This is a genomic window from Agromyces italicus DSM 16388 (assembly GCF_000421545.1).
GTDB lineage: Bacteria > Actinomycetota > Actinomycetes > Actinomycetales > Microbacteriaceae > Agromyces > Agromyces italicus.
This window is the reverse complement of record NZ_ATXF01000004.1, coordinates 737,720-754,454: the sequence shown is the minus strand read 5'-3', so window position 1 is coordinate 754,454 and position 16,735 is coordinate 737,720. Positions and strand designations below refer to the sequence as shown.

The window sequence follows — 16,735 nt, the reverse complement described above, 5'->3', positions numbered from 1 at the left end:
CCGCGCGAGGTGGTGGTGGGCGTCGACGTCGCTAGGCGATGACGAGTCGTTCGGAACGCTGACGCGTGTTGTAGCGCCCGATCGGACAGGTGGTGATGCAGCCGCGCTCGTCGACGTCGACGTCGACGCGGATGCCGTACGCCGAGCTCAGCACGTCGCTGACGAGCACCTCGGCGGGGGTGCCGACGGCGCGCACGCGGCCCGACTCGAGCAGCACGATGCGGTCGGCGATCGCCGCGGCCTGGTCGAGGTCGTGCAGCACGACGCCGATCGTCACCCCGTGCTCGTCGGCGAGTTCTCGGATGAGGTCGAGGAGTTCGACCTGGTAGCGCAGGTCGAGGTAGGTGGTCGGCTCGTCGAGGAGCAGCACCCCGGTGTCTTGCGCGAGGCAGGCGGCGAGCCAGACCCGCTGCAGCTGCCCGCCGGAGAGCTGGTCGACGGCGTTCCCGGCGAGGTTCGCGACGCCGGTCAGCTCCATGGCGCGGTCGACGATCGCGGCGCCGCCCGCGTCGCCCGTGATGAAGCGCCCGCGGTGCGGGTGCCGGCCGAACTCCACGAGCTCGCGCACGGTCAGGCCGCCCGGGGTCGGCCGGCTCTGCGCGAGCAGCGTGACGCGGCGGGCGAACTCGCGCGCGCTCAGCGTCGCCGCATCGACGCCGTGCTCGACGAGGTGGTCGGCCGCGGTGACCGCACCGGCCGAGACGGTGTGCGCGTCGCCGTCGGCGAGGAGGACCCGGCCGGAGTCGGGCTGGTGGAGCCGCGCGAGCGCCCGCAGGAGCGTCGACTTGCCACTGCCGTTCGGGCCCACGAGCGCGGTGACCTTGCCCGGTTCGAGGTGGAGCTCCGCGCCGTGCACGACGGGCGTGCCGTTGTAGGAGATCGTGAGGTCGAGACCGAGCATGATTCCACTATAGGTGAGGCTTACCTAAGTGCGTCAACTCGGGTGACGTCGCATGAAGGTCACCAGAGCTCCGGATGCCGCTCCGCACGCCGCACGCGCCGCTCCAGCTTCGCCGCGATCGCGAACAGCACCGCTTCGCCGCCCGGCCGCCCGATGAGCTGCACGCCGAGCGGAACGCCCTGCTCGGTCTCGGAGACCGGCACCGTGATCGCCGGCAGCCCCGACACGTTCACGAAGGAGGTGAACGGGGTGAACTGCACCTGCTGGGCGAAGTTCCGCTCTCCGTCCTCCGCGTCGTACCAGCCGACGGGCCGCGGCGTGAGGGCGAGCGCCGGGGTGATCACCGCGTCGTAGGAGGAGAAGCGACGGATCACGCGCTGCTCGAAGCCTGCGAGCCACGAGAGCGCCTCGGCGAGTCGCCTCGCCGGCACCGCGCGGCCCCGCTCCAGCAGCCACCGCGTGAGAGGCTCGAGCAGCGCCTCGCGCTCACCGTCGACCGGGATGGTCGCGGCGCCGGCCTGCCAGATCGTGCGGAACGCCTCGGCGTAGCCCGGTTCGGCCGCAGGCGCCAGCTCCTCGACCCCGTGGCCGAGCGCGTCGAGCTCGCCGACCGCGAGCTCGAGCGCCGCACGGGACGGGTCGTCGATGGTGATCTCGTACGCCTCGTCCCATGGGCTGTCGAGCATGACCCCGAGCTGGAATCGCCCCTCCCCCCGGACGGCGGCCCCGAGGTAGGGTCCGTCGTCGCCGGGTGCGCGCAGCGAGAACCGGTGGGCCGCCGGGTAGCCCTCGGGTGCGACGAGCCCGTCGAGGAGCAGGGCCGCGTCGGAGACGGTACGGGCGATGGGACCCGCCACCCCCAGACCGGCGAGGCTCGCGAGCCCCGAGCCGCCCGGCACCCGACCGCGCGAGGGCTTCACCCCGACGAGTCCGCACACGGCGGCGGGGATCCTGATCGAACCGCCCCCGTCCGAACCGGGCGCGAACGGCAGCATGCCGGCGGCGACGGCCGCCGCCGCTCCCCCGCTCGAACCGCCCGCGCCGAGTGAGAGATCCCAGGGATTCCGGGCGGGCGGCCCCGCGAGCCCCTCGGTGTACGAGGGCAGGCCGAACTCGGGCGTGGCGGTCTTGCCGAGGCTCACCGCACCTGCCGCATCGACCGCCTGCACGAGCTCATCGGACTCCTCGGGCACGAACTCGGCGAATGCGCGCGAACCGAACCGTGCCGGCACACCGGCTCGCAGCTGCAGATCCTTGTCGGCGAGCGGCAGGCCCCAGAGCGGCCGCGAGCGCGGCACCTCGCGCTCGACCAGCCGGGCGCGCTCGAGGGCCGCCTCGCCCGTCACCGTCGCGAAGGCGCCGACCTCGGGATTCAGTCGCTCGGCACGTTCGAGGTAATGCGTCGCGAGCTCCACGGGCGAAACGTCGCCCCGCTGCAGCAACTGGTGGAGCCCGAGGGCGGTGTGGTCGTGCAGCTCGCTCATGTGCTCGAGCCTACGATGCGGCGGGCGCCGGGCCGCAGGCGACGGACGGTGGCATCCGCCCTATTTCAGCGAGCGCTGCAACAGCACCGTGCCGAGCCAGCGGTCGAACTTGAACCCCACCCGGCCCATGCGCCCGATCTCGGTGAATCCGAACTTCTCGTGCAGGGCGATCGACGCCTCGGCGCCCTGATCGGCGATGACCGCGATCATCTCCTTCAGCCCGGCCGCCTTCGAACGCTCGATGAGCTCGCCCAGCAGCACCCGGCCGAGGCCCTTGCCCGCCGCAGCCGGGCCCAGGTAGATCGAGTTCTCGACCGTGAAACGGTACGCCCGCTTCGGCTTCCACGGGGTCACGAGTGCGTAGCCGAGCAGCTGCCCGGAGGGCGACTCGGCGACGAGGAAGGGCATGCCGAACTCGGTGAGCTGAGCGAACTTCGCGCGCCACTCGGCGAGGGTCATCGCGTCCTCGTCGAAGGTGACCGTCGAGTTCGCGACGTAGTAGTTGTAGATCTCGCGCACCGAGGGCAGATCGGTCGCCGTGGCGTCGCGGATCGTGTACTCGAACGGCGCCTCGGCCTGCGGACTCGGTCGCAGGTGCCGCGGCAGGACGCGCCGTTCCTGGTATTCCTCTTCGAGCATGCCGTCAGCCTACGTCGCCGAGATCACACGCGTGTTTCGCGATTCCGGATGTCTCGCCGCCCACCTCAGCCCGGCAGGCTCCAGTCGATCGGGGCGGCGCCCTGCTCCGCGAGCAGGGCGTTCGCCCGACTGAACGGGCGCGAGCCGAAGAAGCCGCGCGACGCCGACAGCGGGCTCGGGTGGGCCGAGGCGATCACGGGCGTCTCGCCGAGGAGCGGCCTCAACTCCTGCGCGTCCCGGCCCCAGAGGATCGCGACGAGCGGCGTGCCGCGCTCCACGAGCGCGCGGATCGCTCGATCGGTCACCTCTTCCCAGCCCTTGCCGCGGTGCGAGGCGGCCTCGCCGGAGCGCACGGTGAGCACCCGGTTCAAGAGCAGCACCCCGTTGCGGCTCCACCGCGTGAGGTCGCCGTGCGCAGGCGGCTCGATGCCGAGGTCGTCGCGAAGCTCGCGGTAGATGTTCGTGAGGCTCCGCGGCAGGGGGCGTACGTGCGGATCGACGGCGAAGGAGAGCCCGATCGGATGCCCCGGGGTGGGGTACGGGTCTTGCCCGACGATGAGCACCCTCACCTCGCCGAGCGGGGCGGCGAAGGCGCGCAGCACGTGCTCGTCGGCCGGCAGGACGCCGTGGCCGGCCGCCCGCTCGGCGCCCACGAACTCGCCCATGCGGGCGAGCTGCGGGGCGACCGGCCTGAGCGCCCCGGCCCACGCGAGGTCGATCCGGCGCAGGGCGGCGAGCTCCTCCGGCCGCGCCGGCATCAGGCGCCGATCGTCGAGACCAGCACGCCGCCCTCGGCGGGCAGCACCCGCCAGACGCTGCCGGACCCCTCGACCCGCAGCCCGCCCTCGCCGACGATGAGCGCCGTGCGCTCGTCGATGCCGAGCGCACCCTCGACGAGCCCGGACTCGACGGCCGCGACGAGACGCGACAGCGTGCCGCGCTGGGCGACATGGGCGTCGATCGCGACGTCGACGAGTCCGATGCCCGGCTCGATCTCGAACTCGACCGCCGGCCCCGCCGGGTCTTCGGGCGCGAGCTGCACCCCGTCGATGCGCGCTCCGCCGCCGAGGGCGCCCTCGGCGGCGACCATCGCGCCCGCCGAGACGCCGAGGTACGGCACTCCGCCGGCGACCTGGCGGCGCAGCTCGCCGAACACCGGCTCGAGCCCGGCCCGCACGTGCTCGACGATGCCGCCGCCGACGGCGATGCCGTCCACCTCGGCGAGCGCGGTCGGCGCGACGAGCTGGCGACCGGGCAGCGCCGTCACCCACGGCTCGAACTCGCCGGCCTCGGCGAGCACCGCGACGAGCATGCCCGCTCGCTCATCGGCTTCGGGGTGGATCGAGATCACCGCGATGCGGGGGCGCCGGCGGCCCGCCGCTCGCGCCCGGGCGGCGGCTTCGCCGACGAACGGGGCGTACAGCGGGGCATCCGCGAGGGTGAGGGCGCCGCCCCCGATGAGATGGACGCTCATGCGTCGACCCGCACCGGCGGCTTCGACGACCAGGGGAACACGATCCAGTCGTCGGTGGCGCGGTAGCTGAAGTCGGGCACGAGGATGGTGCGCGACTTCGTGTACAGCGTCGCCGTGCGCACCTCCGCACCGACCTCGGTGAGCAGCTCGAGCACCTTCGCGAGCGTGCGCCCCGAGTCCGAGACGTCGTCGACGAGCAGCACCCGCTTGCCGGCGAGCGCGGGCGCGTCGAGCATGGGCGGGTGCACGATCGGCTCGGGCAGCACCTGCTCGATGTCGGTGTAGAACTCGACGTTGATCGAGCCGCACTGCTTGGTGCCGAGGGCGTACGAGATCGCTCCGGCGAGCAGCAGTCCGCCGCGGGCGATCGCGATGACCACGTCGGGCCTGAAGCCCGAGTCGAGCACCTCCCCCGCGAGCGAACGCGCCGCCTCGCCGAACCGGTCCCAATCGAGGATCTCGCGACGGATGCCGGGGTCTCCGGTCGCCGCGTCATTCGCATCGAACGTCATCTGGAAAGCGTACCCGGACGACTCACCCGTCAGCGGGCGTCGTCGGGCCCGTCGTCGTCCGACGGATCGAGGTCGAGCTCGGGCTGGACGACCTGCCCCGTCTCGCCCGACTCATCGGCACCGTGCCGCATGCGCCCGAGCCGGTCGTTGAACAGCGAGACGACGGTCGCCGTGGCCGTGCCGACGATCGCGACACCGCCGATCATGAGCAGCACGCCGTAGAAGCGGCCGAGCCCCGTGATCGGGAAGGTGTCGCCGTAGCCGACGGTGGCGATGGTCACGCAGGCCCACCAGATCGCGTCGCCGAAGGTCGTGATGGTCGCACCGGGGGCATCGCGCTCGGCATGGAGCGCGGCGAGCGCGATGAAGAAGACGAACACCGTGGCATAGGCGAGCGCCGAGATCACGACGCGGGCGCGGAACGCCTCGCCGCTGCGGCCCCGGAAGAAGCTCACCCGGTGCAGGAGGTTGACGACGCCCAATGCGCGGAACACCGGCAGCACCACGGAGAGCAGGTCGAGCGGCCGCGTGAAGACGAAGCGCACACGCCGACCCTTCGGCGTCAGCGCCGTGCGCACCACGAAGTCCACGAGGAACGCCGCCCATGCCGCGATCAGCAGGGTCGCGAGCACGACGTTCAGCCAATGCGGTGTGCGTTCGTCGAGGACGAGCACGGCGTAGACGATCAGGAAGACGACGCCGAGCAGCGCGAGCGGCACCGAGGTGCGCGCCTCCCAGCGGTCACGACGCGCGGTCGCGATCCCGCCCGGCGCCGAGGGCGACGCAGTCACGAGCCGTCCGCCTCGCGCACCGTCAGGGGGCCGCGGGCGAGCCGGTACGGCGCCGCCTGCGCGACGGGCTTCACGACGATGAGGTCGAGGTCGACGTGACGCGGCTTCTGCACCGCGTCGACGACGACGCCCGCGATGTCCTCCGCGGTGAGCGGCTCGGGCACGTCGTCGTAGACGGCGTCGGCACGCGCCCGGTCGCCGCCGAACCGCACGAGGGCGAACTCGTCGGTCCTGACCATGCCCGGCGCCACCTCGATGACCCGCAGCGGCTCGCCGTTCAGTTCGAGCCGCAGCACCTCGGTGAGCGCGTGCGCGGCGAACTTCGCCGCGTTGTAGCCGCCGCCCCCGGCGTACGCGACATGCCCCGCGATCGAGGTGATGTTGACGACGTCGGCGACGCCCCGCGACGCGGCGCCGCGTCGGAGCAGCGGCAGCAGCGCGCTCGTCACCCGCTTGAGCGCGAGCACGTTGACCTCGAACATCCACGCCCAGTCGTCGACCGACGAGGCCTCCACCGAGTCGAGGCCCTTCGCGCCTCCCGCGTTGTTCACGAGCGCATGCACGGGGCCGGTCGCGGCGAGCTGGTCGCGCAGCGCGTCGACGTCGCCCTGCTGCGTGAGGTCGGCGACGAAGACGGATGCCCCCGTCTCGGCCTCGAGGGCACGCAGCCGCTCCTCGCGGCGGGCGACGCCCACCACGTCCCACCCGGCTGCGCGCAGCGCCACGACGGTCGCGCGACCGATCCCCGAACTCGCACCCGTCACGACCGCCCGCAGATTCGACATGCGCCCATTCTGCCGTCATCCCGCGCGTGCGGTTGAATGGAGTGATGCACACGAGGATCGACCACCCCCGGCCGACCCGCAAGCGGGTGCCGCTGTGGGACAACGCACGATGGATCGCGATCACGCTCGTCGTGATCGGGCACGGCATCCTCCCGCTCATCGGCGAGGACGACGCGGCCTACAGCGTGTACCTGTTCATCTACTCGTTCCACGTCGCCGTGTTCGTCACCGTCGCCGGCTACTTCGCGAAGTCCGGGCCGCCGAACGCCCGGGCGCTCAGGCAGATCCTCACCGACATCGTGCTCCCGTTCTTCATCTTCGAGACGATCTGGACGATCATCCGGTGGCTGCTCGGCGGCGACTTCCAGCTCGACTACACGACCGCATCATGGACGCTGTGGTTCCTCATCGCCCTCGCGATCTGGCGCATCGTCCTGCCCTACCTCGTGCTCCTGCGGTTCCCGCTCCTCATCGCGATCGTCATCTCGATCGGAGCCGGGTACACCGAGACGGTCGACTCGACCTTCGCCCTGACGCGCACCTTCGGCATGCTGCCCTTCTTCGTCTTCGGGTGGAAGCTCAGGCAATGGCAGCTCACGGGTCGCTGGCTCGAACTGCGAACGGCCGTCACGTGGCGCTGGCGTGCCGGGGCGATCGCACTGTTCGCGGTCGTGCTCGTCTTCATGCCGATGACGATCGAGACCCTGCGCGACCTGAAGCTGCGCCGCTTCATGCTCTACGACGAGTCCTACGAGGCGATCGGCTACGACGAACCCTGGTCCGGCGCCATCCGTCTCGTGCTCCTCGCCCTCGCCATGGTCCTGGCGGTCGCGTTCCTCCTGCTGATGCCGCGCGGCGCGCACTGGTTCACCTCGTTCGGCGGCGCGACGATGTACATCTACCTGCTGCACACCTTCATCCTCTTCCCCTTCCGCGAATCCGGTCTCCTCTCGGGCGAACAGCCCTTCTGGGTGCTGCCGGCGATGATCCTGTTCTGCATCGGCATCTCGATCGCGCTCTCGCTGAGGCCCGTGCGCCGGGCGTTCCGTCCGCTCGTCGAGCCACGGGCGCGCTGGCTGTTCCGCCCCGAGCCGTCGACGGCGACCGGCACCCTCGTGCTGCCGCCCGATTCCGAACGACGCTGACGCCGCGGGCGTCGGGCCGGCCGCACCCGGGCATGCCCGTGACGCCGTGTTGCGGCATCCGTTGCCCCTGCTGGGCCGCCCGCCTAACGTGACAGGACAGCCGCGGCCCCGCCGCCACCCGACTTCTGAGGAGCCACCCATGAGCGACACCGCCGCCTGGCGTTTCGAGACCAAGCAGGTCCACTCGGGCGCCGCCCCCGACCCCGTCACGAAGGCGCGTGCGACGCCGATCTACCAGACGACGTCGTACGTGTTCGACAGCGCCGAGCACGCGCAGAACCTCTTCGCGCTCGCCGAGTTCGGCAACATCTACACGCGCATCCAGAATCCGACCCAGGCCGTCGTCGAAGAGCGCATCGCCGCGCTCGAGGGGGGCACCGGCGCCCTTCTGCTCGCCTCGGGTCAGTCGGCGTCGACGTTCGCGGTGCTGAACATCGCCGAGGCCGGCGACCACATCGTGTCGTCGTCGTCGATCTACGGCGGCACCTACAACCTGTTCAAGTACACGCTCGCGAAGCTCGGCATCGAGACCACCTTCGTCGAGAACCAGGACGACCCCGAGGAGTGGCGCCGTGCGGTGCGCCCGAACACGAAGCTGTTCTTCGCCGAGACGATCGGCAACCCGAAGATCAACGTGCTCGACATCCGCGGCGTCTCCGACATCGCGCACGAGGCGGGGCTCCCCCTGATCGTCGACAACACGATCGCGACGCCGTACCTGATCCGCCCGTTCGAGCACGGCGCCGACATCGTGATCCACTCCGCCACGAAGTTCCTCGGCGGCCACGGCACCGTCATCGGCGGCGTCATCGTCGACGGCGGCCGGTTCGCCTGGTCGAAGAACGTCGAGAGGTTCCCGGGCCTCACCGAGCCCGACCCCTCGTACCACGGTGCGAGCTACACGGCCGCGGTGGGCGACGGGCTCGCCTACGTCATCAAGGCCCGCGTGCAGCTGCTCCGCGACCTCGGTGCCGCGATCGCCCCCGCCAGCGCATGGCAGCTCATCCAGGGCATCGAGACGCTGTCGCTGCGCGTCGAGCGCCACGTGCAGAACGCCCAGGAGATCGCGGAATGGCTCGACGGCCACTCCGACGTCGCGAGCGTCAATTACTCGGGCCTGCCGTCGAGCCCCTGGTACGCGGCCGCGAACACCTACGCGCCGAAGGGCGTCGGCGCGGTGCTGTCGTTCGAGCTCAAGGGCGGCGTCGACGCGGGCCGCGCGCTCGTCGACAGCCTCTCGCTGTTCTCGCACCTCGCGAACATCGGCGACGTCCGCTCGCTCGTCATCCACCCCGCGTCGACGACGCACTCGCAGCTGACTCCCGAGCAGCAGCTCACCACCGGCGTCACGCCGGGTCTCGTGCGCCTCTCGGTCGGCATCGAGAACATCGACGATCTGAAGGCCGACCTCGAGGCCGGCTTCGCGGCCGCACGCGCGGCCACGGAGGCGGCGCGCGTCTGACGCGCCCCATCAGCACGGCGGATGCCGCGAGCCACGCCGGCTCGCGGCATCCGCCGTGTTCGCGCTCGCCGCGGGCGTAACAATGCGCGACCGGCCGGGCCGAAGCGGGAGAATCGAAGCATGGATTGGCAGACGACGGCCGACGCGGTTCCCGCGAGCATCGTGCCCGCCGCGGGCGCACTCGCGCTGCTCGGCCGAGCGCCTGCGACCGGCGCGTGGCGGGAGGGCGATACGGCGGGTGATCGCCGCTTCGCGGGCATCGGCGACCTCGCCCTCGAGTCCGGGCGCGAGCTGCCGGGCGTGCGCATCGCCTACGAGCAATGGGGCACGCTCTCGCCCGAGCGCGACAACGCCGTGCTCGTGCTGCACGCCCTCACCGGCGACAGCCACGTGATCGGCCAGGCCGGCCCCGGGCATCCGAGTGCGGGCTGGTGGCGCGGCGTCGTCGGCCCCGGCCTCGCGATCGACACCGACCGCTACTTCGTGGTGGCGCCGAACGTGCTCGGCGGCTGCCAGGGCTCGACCGGGCCGGCCTCGCTCGCACCCGATCGCAGCGAGTGGGGCGCGCGGTTCCCGTTCGTCACGATCCGCGACCAGGTGCGGGCGCAGATCGCGTTCGCCCGCGCGATCGGCATCGAGCGCTTCGCCGCGGTCGTCGGCGGGTCGATGGGGGCCATGCACGTGCTCGAGTGGGCGATCGAGGCCCCCGAGTCCGTCGAACGCATCGCGGTGCTCGCCGCGCCGGCGGCGACCACCGCCGACCAGATCGCCCTGAACTCGGTGCAGATCGAGGCGATCCGCACCGACCCGGCGTTCGCCGCGGGCGCGTTCTACGACGCGCCCGACGGCGAGGGACCGACGCGCGGCCTGGCCCTCGCGCGGCGCATGGCGATGCTCAACTACCGCACCGCCTCAGAGCTCAACGAACGGTTCGAACGCAGCTGGCAGTCCGACCTCGACCCGCTCGGCGGCGACGGCCGGTTCGCGGTCGAGTCGTACCTCGACTTCCACGGCAACAAGTTCACCCGGCGCTTCGACGCGAACAGCTACATCGTGCTCACCGAGTCGATGAACTCGCACGACGTCGGCCGCGGGCGCGGCGGCGTGGCGGTGGCGCTCGCCGGGGTCGAGGCGAAGAGCCTCGTGCTCGGCATCGACGGCGACCGCTACTTCCCGCTCGCCGGGCAGCGCGAGATCGCCGCCCACCTGCCGCACAGCGTGCACGGTGCCGAGCCGGTCGTCATCGCCTCGGAGTTCGGCCACGACGCCTTCCTGATCGAGGATGCGCTGGTCGGTGCCGAGCTCGCCCGGCTGCTCGCGGCGTAGTCGCCGGCGTTCCGGTTCGGAGCGATCCGCGCCGATCCGGCCGGGCTGGGCTACAGTTCGAGATGACGGGTGCCTCGAGCTGCGAACCGTCATCGCCGAGGGGGTGACATGAAGCGCATCCACAAGGAGCGCGACCGGCTGCTGCGCAGGCTCGCGCGCATCGCGGGGCTCACGGGCGTGCTCGGCACGTTCGCGTGCATGTTCATCCCCGGGGCCTCGACGACGCTCGAGTTCGCGCTCGTGGTGCTGCTCTCGCTCGCGGCCGCCGTGCTCGTCGTCGTGCACTCGCTGCACGGCGGCGTAGCGGCCGCGCTCGGCGTGGTCGCCGCCGCCCTCGGCACCGTCGCGGTGCTCGGCAGCGCACCGGTCGTCGACCCGGTCGCGAGCGCCGCGATCTCCCTCGCGTCGGCGGTCACCGCCCCGTCCGTCGCGATCAGCCTCGTCGTCCGCCGCGGCGGAGCGCCGCTCGTGGGCGGTCTCGCCGCACTGTTCGTGATCGCGATCGGTCTCATCGCCGTCGCGGGGCATCCGATGACGACGGTCGTGCTCGCGACCGTCGCCGGCTGGGCGGTCGGCGCCGCCCTCGGATCGGTCGTCGATCATGCGATCTCAGGAGCGGCCGAACGGATCGGCGAGGTGGGTCGCGCGCACGAGGCCGAGCGCCTCGCGAGCGAACTCGAGTCGCGTCAGCGGCAGGACGCCCGGGTGCTGCACGACACGGTGCTCGCGACGCTCAGCCTGCTCGCGCACTCGGGCGTGGGCGTCGGCTCGGAGGCGTTGCGGCAGCAGGCGGGCGACGATGCCCGCCTGCTCAAGCAGTTGCGGCTCGGGGCGTCGCTCGACAACGCCTCGAACGCGATCTTCTCGCCCGACTCCGACGAAGACCTGCTCAGCACCACCTTCGAATCGGTCAGGCAGCGCTTCGCCCGGATGGGACTCGACGTGAACTGGCACGGCGTCGGGCAGCTGGCGCTGCCGCGAGAGACCCTCGACGCGCTGCTGGGTGCACTCGGCGAGTGCCTCGAGAACGTGCGTCGGCACTCGGGCGTCAATGAGGCGGATGTCACGGTGAGCGACGACGATCGGACGGTGCGCGCGATGGTGACCGATGCGGGGAACGGGTTCGAGCCCGAGTCGATCGGCGCCGCGCGCCTCGGCTACGCCGAGTCGGTGGTGGGGCGCCTGACCACCGTCGGCGGGCGCGCCCGGATCTTCTCCTCGCCCGGGTCGGGCACCACCGTGATGCTCGAGGTGCCGAAGCCGTGAGCACGGGGTCGATCGAGACCGGGGGCCTCGCCGGCTTCCGGCGTCCGAGGCGCACGGCGCGCGCCGTCGGCGACGTGCGCGACCGTCACGGCGGACGGCGGCTGGCGACCGGCATCACGATCGCCGCGGCCATCATCATCGTCTGGCATCTGGTGCGCGCGGTGCTCCTTGCGCCCGTCTTCCCGCCCGGCGCCGGCCCGTGGGGCGCCTGGCTGGCGATCCTCGTGATCGTCGCCGTCGGGGTCGTCTCGCGCATCTTCTCGCGTGCCCAGCCGCTGCCCGATGCACTCTACGCCGTGCTGCTCGTCGCCCTCGCGGTGCCGGTGTGGCTCGATCTCCAGGCGACCTGGGGGCTGCTGCACCTGGGCGTCACGCCGACGGCGGCGGCGGCGACAGGCGCCGTGCTCATGCCGGTCGCCGCGATCCGGGGCACCCGTATCTCACTCGTCGTCGCCTCGGTGATCGGGCTGGTGCTCCTCGTCGCGACGCTCCTGCAGGCGGCCTCGGCAGGTCCGTACACGGCGACGGGCATCTCGGTCGCGGCCTCTGCGGTGCTGCCGCTCGTCCTCGCCGTCGTGGCGACCCGCGGGTTCCGCAGGCTGGTCGGTCGCGAACTCGATCTCTCGATCGTGCAGAGCACGGTGGCCACCCCGCGTTCCGCGTTCGGGATGCGCGCCTCCGAGGAGCTCGCGCAGCTCGACTTCGACGCCGAGACGCTGCTCGACGACGTCGGCTCGGGGCGCATCGCGATTCCGCTGCCCGCCTCCGACGCCGAGCGTGCGGGCCGCCTGGCCGCGGCGCTGCGCCTCCGGCTCATCGCGGGCCGGACCGACACGTGGCTCCGCCACGCGGTGACCGAATCGGCGTATCTCAGCGATCGAGTCGTGGTCGACGACCCCGAGGGGTCGGCCGGTCTTCTCGCGCAGGAGCAGCGCGACAACCTGCTGCTCGCGCTGTGGCTGCTCGTCGGCGAGCTCCGCAAGGGGCAGCCCGAACCGATCGAGGTCGTCGTCTCCGCCCCCGACGGCGACGACGACGGCGAGCACCGTTCGCCGGTCGTGCACCTCGCGATCGAGGTTTCCGGCGTCGTCCGACGACGTCTGGACCCCGCGACGTGGGATGCTGTCGGTAGTGTCGGATCACACGACGTCGTCGCGGGGTCCGATTCCTTCCGCATCGACATCGAATGCCGGACGGACCCGACCGTTCCGGTGAGTGCATCGGCCGACGAGTCGGCCCATCCGAGGGGAAGCTGAATGCCCGACACCGCTGCACCGATCCGCCTGGCGATCGTCGACGATCACCGCATGCTGCTCGGCGCCCTGACCGAGTGGTTGCGCGGCGCCTCGTCCGAGATCGAGCTCGTCGCCGCGGTCCCGTCCTGGTCCGAGCTGCTCGCCCACCCCGACTTCCCCGTCGACGTGGTGCTGCTCGACCTCGACCTCCGCGACAACATCCCCATCTCGCTGAAGCTCTCGATGCTGAAGTCGGCCGAGGTGCAGACCATGCTCATGAGCAACTACTCCGAGCCCGCCGTGGTCCGCGAGGCGTTGAGCGCGGGCGCGATGGGGTACCTCGTCAAGAGCGAACCGGTCGAGTCGATCATCGAGGCGATCCGCTCAGCCCAGCAGGGCGTGTCGTACCTGACGCCCGAACTCGAGGCGACCCTCCTCGACGACGGCACCCTTCCGAAGCTCTCCGCCCAGGAGCGCCGGGTGATGGCGCTCTACGGAGCCGGTCAGCCGGTGAAGGCCGTCGCCTTCCAGCTCGGCATCTCGGAGGAGACGGCGAAGAGCTATCTCAAGCGCATTCGCGAGAAGTACCGCGCTGCCGGCTACGACGTCGGCACCAAGGTGGCGCTGCGCAAGCGGGCGATCGCCGACGGCATCCTGCTTCAGTCCGACTGACGGCCCGCACAGGCGGGCGCCTCGGCGGTCTGCGGATCAGTCGATCGCGGGCGTCGCACCCGTCGCGTACGGCACCGCATGGCCCCGACGCAGGCGCGAACGGTCGAGTGCGAAGCTCGCGAGGGCGAGCCCGATTCCTGCGACGGTGAGCAGCACGCCGACCCAGATCGGGGCCACGTAGCCGAGCCCCGCGGCGATCACGGCACCGCCGAGGAGCGCGCCGAGACTGTTGCCGATGTTCAGCGCCGAGTGGTTCAGCGCCGCGGCGATCGACTGGCTGTCGCGCGCGACGTCCATCAGGCGGGTCTGGATGGTCGGCGCGAGCGCCGAGGAGGTGGCGCCGATGAGGAATGCGCCGATGAAGAGGCCGGCGACGAACTGCGCGGTGAGCCCGAGCAGGGCGAGCGACAGGGCGAGGGCTCCGAAGGCGGCGTACATCGTGCGCCGCACGCTCCAGTCCGCGAGGCGGCCGCCGACGAGGTTGCCCACGGTCATTCCGAGTCCGGTGGCGACCAGCACGAGCGGCACCGCGGCGGCCTCGAGTCCGGTGACCTCGGTCGCGAGCGGCGCGATGTAGCTGTACATCGCGAAGAATCCGCCGAAGCCGATCGCCCCGATCGCGATGGCGAACCACACCTGCGGGCGGGCGAACGCGCCGAGTTCGAGTCGGACGCTCGCATTCGCGTCGCCCGCCTGCCAGGGCACGGCGGCGAGGACGGCGATGAAGGTGAGGGCGAAGATCGCAGCGACCGCGAGGTAGGCGACGCGCCATCCGGCCGCCTGGCCGAGCCAGGTGATCGCGGGCACGCCGATGACGTTCGCGATGGTGAGGCCGGAGAGCACGAGTGCGACGCCGCGAGCGCGCTTGCCCGGACCCATGAGGCTCGCGGCGACGAGCGAGGCGATGCCGAAGTAGGCCCCGTGCGGCAGCGCCGAGAGGAACCGCGCGACGAGCACGAGTTCGAAGCTCGGGAGCAGTGCCGAGGCGATCGTGCCGATCGTGAACGCCGCGACGAGCACGAGCAGGAGGCGCTTTCTGGGCCAGCGCGCGGCGACGGCGGCGATCGTCGGGGCACCGACGACGACGCCGAGCGCGTAGGCCGAGATGACCCATCCGGCGGTCGCGTTGGCCGCGTCGGGCGAGGCCGCAGAGGTGCCGGGCAGCAGGTCGGCCGCGATGTCGGGCAGGAGCCCCATGGCCACGAACTCGGTCGAGCCGATGCCGAACCCGCCGAGGGCGAGCGCGAGGAGCGCGAGTCTGGTTCGGGCCGGCGACAGGGTCGTCGGTTCATCGGAGGCGCGGTTCACCGAGCGATTTTCTCACGAATCGAATCGATTCGAGAACGATCCGGCCGAGCCGATAGGCCGACGGCGTCATCGCCGGACGAGACCCGGGGCCTCAGTCCCGCGGGCCTCCGGCTCCCCCGCCCGCCTCGTCGATCGCGGACTCGAGCCGGTCGATCTTCGCATCGAGCTCGCCCGAGAACCCCGGGCGGATGTCGGCCTTCAGCACCAGCGAGACCCGAGAGCCGTAGTCGCCCACCGCCTCGGTCGCGCGCCGCACCACGTCGAACACCTCGTCCCATTCGCCCTCGATCTCGGTGAACATCGAAGTCGTGCGATGCGGAAGCCCCGACTCGCGGACGATCTTCACGGCCGCCGCGACGGCGTCGTGCACGGATCCGTCGGCGCGGCCCGTGCCGCTCGGGGCGACGGAGAACGCCACCAGCATGCTGCCTCCTCTGCGGGTGCGATCGGTGCGTCCGCTCAGCCCGCGAGCGCGGCATCCCGCCTGCTGCCAGCCTGCCATACGGCGAGGAGCGACCAGACGAGGAGCGCGCCGAGGAGTGCGACCTTCATCGTGAGCAGGAAGACGAACGCGGGGTTGGCGATGAGCAGCCAGCCGTACCAGTACGGGTAGATGATCTGCGTGAGCAGCGCCACCGCCGCGGCGAGCAACGCCGGTGCGGCGAATCGCGCGGGGCGCAGCACGAGCCCGAGGATGACGGGCGCCGCGAGCCACGTCGCGAACTGGGGAGAACCGACCTTGTTGGCGAGCATGAGCACGACGACGAAGGCGAGCGAGAGCGGCGCCATGAGCACGACGAACGACGCCCCGCGACGTGCCGCGCGCACGCCGAGGGCGGTGACGGCGAGCGCGCAGACGAGCATGAGCGGCGTCGTGAGCGCGGCCGCGGCGTCGGCGCCCGGCCCGACGATCTGGAAGGTGAGGATGTCCTGCGAGTACTCGATCGTGACGTCCTTCGCTCCCGCGACGATCTGCCAGAGCCAGAACACCGCGGCGGGGGCCTCGATCTGCAGGCCGCGGCCGGCCTGCTCGGCGATGAACCCGAACGCGTTCGTCCCTGCGCCGGCGAGCAGGCTCACCCCGATGATCGCGGCGCTCAGCGAGAGCGCGATCGTCACGACCTCGCCGCGCCGACGCGAGGCGATGACGAGGGCGGCCACGAGCGCTGCGGGCCACACCTTGATCCAGGCCCCGATCGTGAGCAGCGTCGCCGCGACCCTGGGGCGGCCCCCCGCCCACAGGAGCCCCGCGATCGCGAACGGCACGGTCACCGCGTCGATGCGGCCGAGCGCGATCGGTCCGAGGAGTGCGAGGAATCCGAGCCACCACCAGGCCGCCAGCCGCCGCGGGCGGGAGAGCGAAGCCCGACCGAGCAGGAGCGAGAACGCGAGCGCGTCGAGGACGATGACGATGGCGAGCCACGACTGGGCGATGTAGGCCTCGCCGAACGCGAAGGCCGCCGCCATCGGCGCGAACGCGAGGATCGGATAGACCCACGGTGCGTCGATGCCCATGCGCAGCCAGCCGTGCGAGGCGTTCTCGGCCCAGAGCCGGTACACCCCGGTGACGTCGCCCATCGGGTAGCCGGGCGCCGAGAGGTTCAGCCACGCGAGCAGCAGGTGCACGGCGGCGAACGCCGTCCAGAGCGCACCACGGCCGCCGAGGGCGCGACGCAGCCGAGCAACGGATGTCTCGCGCTCGCCTCCCCCGGTCACGCGTCGAGCCTAACCGAGC

The 16,735-nt window shown here is 71.9% G+C and carries 17 protein-coding genes; 6 read left to right on the top strand and 11 right to left on the bottom strand.

Going from position 1 to position 16,735, the window contains the following annotated elements; translation table 11 throughout:
• Positions 1-31: 31 nt before the first annotated feature.
• The 8 genes from H516_RS0103815 to H516_RS0103780 all read right to left on the bottom strand — a co-directional run bounded on the left by H516_RS0103815 (position 32) and on the right by H516_RS0103780 (position 6,586).
• Positions 32-901 (bottom strand): ABC transporter ATP-binding protein, encoded by an 870-nt coding sequence (locus tag H516_RS0103815; protein WP_022888397.1) that lies wholly within the window; start codon positions 899-901, stop codon positions 32-34.
• Between the two features lie 59 nt (positions 902-960).
• On the bottom strand, positions 961-2,385 hold the full coding sequence (locus H516_RS0103810; RefSeq protein ID WP_022888396.1) for an amidase: 1,425 nt from the start codon (positions 2,383-2,385) through the stop codon (positions 961-963).
• Positions 2,386-2,445: 60 nt separating this feature from the next.
• Positions 2,446-3,024: a GNAT family N-acetyltransferase gene (locus H516_RS0103805; RefSeq protein WP_022888395.1), complete on the bottom strand. Its 579-nt coding sequence runs from the start codon at positions 3,022-3,024 to the stop codon at positions 2,446-2,448.
• Positions 3,025-3,089: 65 nt separating this feature from the next.
• Complete coding sequence (locus H516_RS0103800) at positions 3,090-3,782, bottom strand: uracil-DNA glycosylase (protein WP_022888394.1); 693 nt, start codon at positions 3,780-3,782, stop codon at positions 3,090-3,092.
• A complete protein-coding gene (locus H516_RS0103795) occupies positions 3,782-4,498 on the bottom strand; it encodes a Type 1 glutamine amidotransferase-like domain-containing protein (protein ID WP_022888393.1) in 717 nt (238 codons plus the stop codon). Before H516_RS0103795 ends, H516_RS0103800 begins: the two co-directional genes overlap by 1 nt.
• Complete coding sequence (locus tag H516_RS0103790) at positions 4,495-5,010, bottom strand: phosphoribosyltransferase (RefSeq protein ID WP_022888392.1); 516 nt, start codon at positions 5,008-5,010, stop codon at positions 4,495-4,497. The genes H516_RS0103795 and H516_RS0103790 overlap by 4 nt, the downstream gene beginning before the upstream one ends.
• A gap of 29 nt (positions 5,011-5,039) precedes the next feature.
• Positions 5,040-5,801 (bottom strand): potassium channel family protein, encoded by a 762-nt coding sequence (locus tag H516_RS18170; RefSeq protein WP_022888391.1) that lies wholly within the window; start codon positions 5,799-5,801, stop codon positions 5,040-5,042.
• Entirely contained in the window at positions 5,798-6,586 is a 789-nt protein-coding gene (locus tag H516_RS0103780; RefSeq protein WP_022888390.1) for an SDR family oxidoreductase, read from the bottom strand. The genes H516_RS18170 and H516_RS0103780 overlap by 4 nt, the downstream gene beginning before the upstream one ends.
• Positions 6,587-6,630: 44 nt before the next feature.
• On the opposite strand from H516_RS0103780, the gene H516_RS18165 reads away from it, so the two are divergent.
• The 6 genes from H516_RS18165 (at position 6,631) to H516_RS0103750 (ending at position 13,692) form a co-directional block, all read left to right on the top strand.
• Entirely contained in the window at positions 6,631-7,731 is a 1,101-nt protein-coding gene (locus H516_RS18165; protein WP_022888389.1) for an acyltransferase family protein, read from the top strand.
• 139 nt (positions 7,732-7,870) lie between these two features.
• Entirely contained in the window at positions 7,871-9,193 is a 1,323-nt protein-coding gene (locus H516_RS0103770) for a bifunctional o-acetylhomoserine/o-acetylserine sulfhydrylase (RefSeq protein ID WP_022888388.1), read from the top strand.
• Between the two features lie 120 nt (positions 9,194-9,313).
• Entirely contained in the window at positions 9,314-10,519 is a 1,206-nt protein-coding gene (gene metX / locus H516_RS0103765; protein ID WP_022888387.1) for a homoserine O-acetyltransferase MetX, read from the top strand.
• A gap of 108 nt (positions 10,520-10,627) precedes the next feature.
• Positions 10,628-11,785: a sensor histidine kinase gene (locus tag H516_RS0103760; protein ID WP_022888386.1), complete on the top strand. Its 1,158-nt coding sequence runs from the start codon at positions 10,628-10,630 to the stop codon at positions 11,783-11,785.
• The gene (locus tag H516_RS18160; RefSeq protein ID WP_022888385.1) at positions 11,782-13,041 is read left to right on the top strand and encodes a hypothetical protein; all 1,260 of its coding nucleotides are present in this window, start codon (positions 11,782-11,784) and stop codon (positions 13,039-13,041) included. The genes H516_RS0103760 and H516_RS18160 overlap by 4 nt, the downstream gene beginning before the upstream one ends.
• On the top strand, positions 13,042-13,692 hold the full coding sequence (locus H516_RS0103750) for a response regulator transcription factor (protein ID WP_022888384.1): 651 nt from the start codon (positions 13,042-13,044) through the stop codon (positions 13,690-13,692).
• A gap of 36 nt (positions 13,693-13,728) precedes the next feature.
• Here H516_RS0103750 and H516_RS18155 read toward each other — a convergent pair whose 3' ends face one another.
• From H516_RS18155 to H516_RS0103735, 3 genes are all read right to left on the bottom strand, one after another.
• Positions 13,729-15,000, bottom strand: a complete 1,272-nt coding sequence (locus H516_RS18155) for an MFS transporter (RefSeq protein WP_022888383.1) — start codon at positions 14,998-15,000, stop codon at positions 13,729-13,731.
• Positions 15,001-15,091: 91 nt separating this feature from the next.
• A complete protein-coding gene (locus tag H516_RS0103740; protein ID WP_022888382.1) occupies positions 15,092-15,424 on the bottom strand; it encodes a thiamine-binding protein in 333 nt (110 codons plus the stop codon).
• Positions 15,425-15,459: 35 nt separating this feature from the next.
• On the bottom strand, positions 15,460-16,716 hold the full coding sequence (locus H516_RS0103735) for a glycosyltransferase 87 family protein (protein WP_022888381.1): 1,257 nt from the start codon (positions 16,714-16,716) through the stop codon (positions 15,460-15,462).
• Between the last annotated feature and the right edge of the window lie 19 nt (positions 16,717-16,735).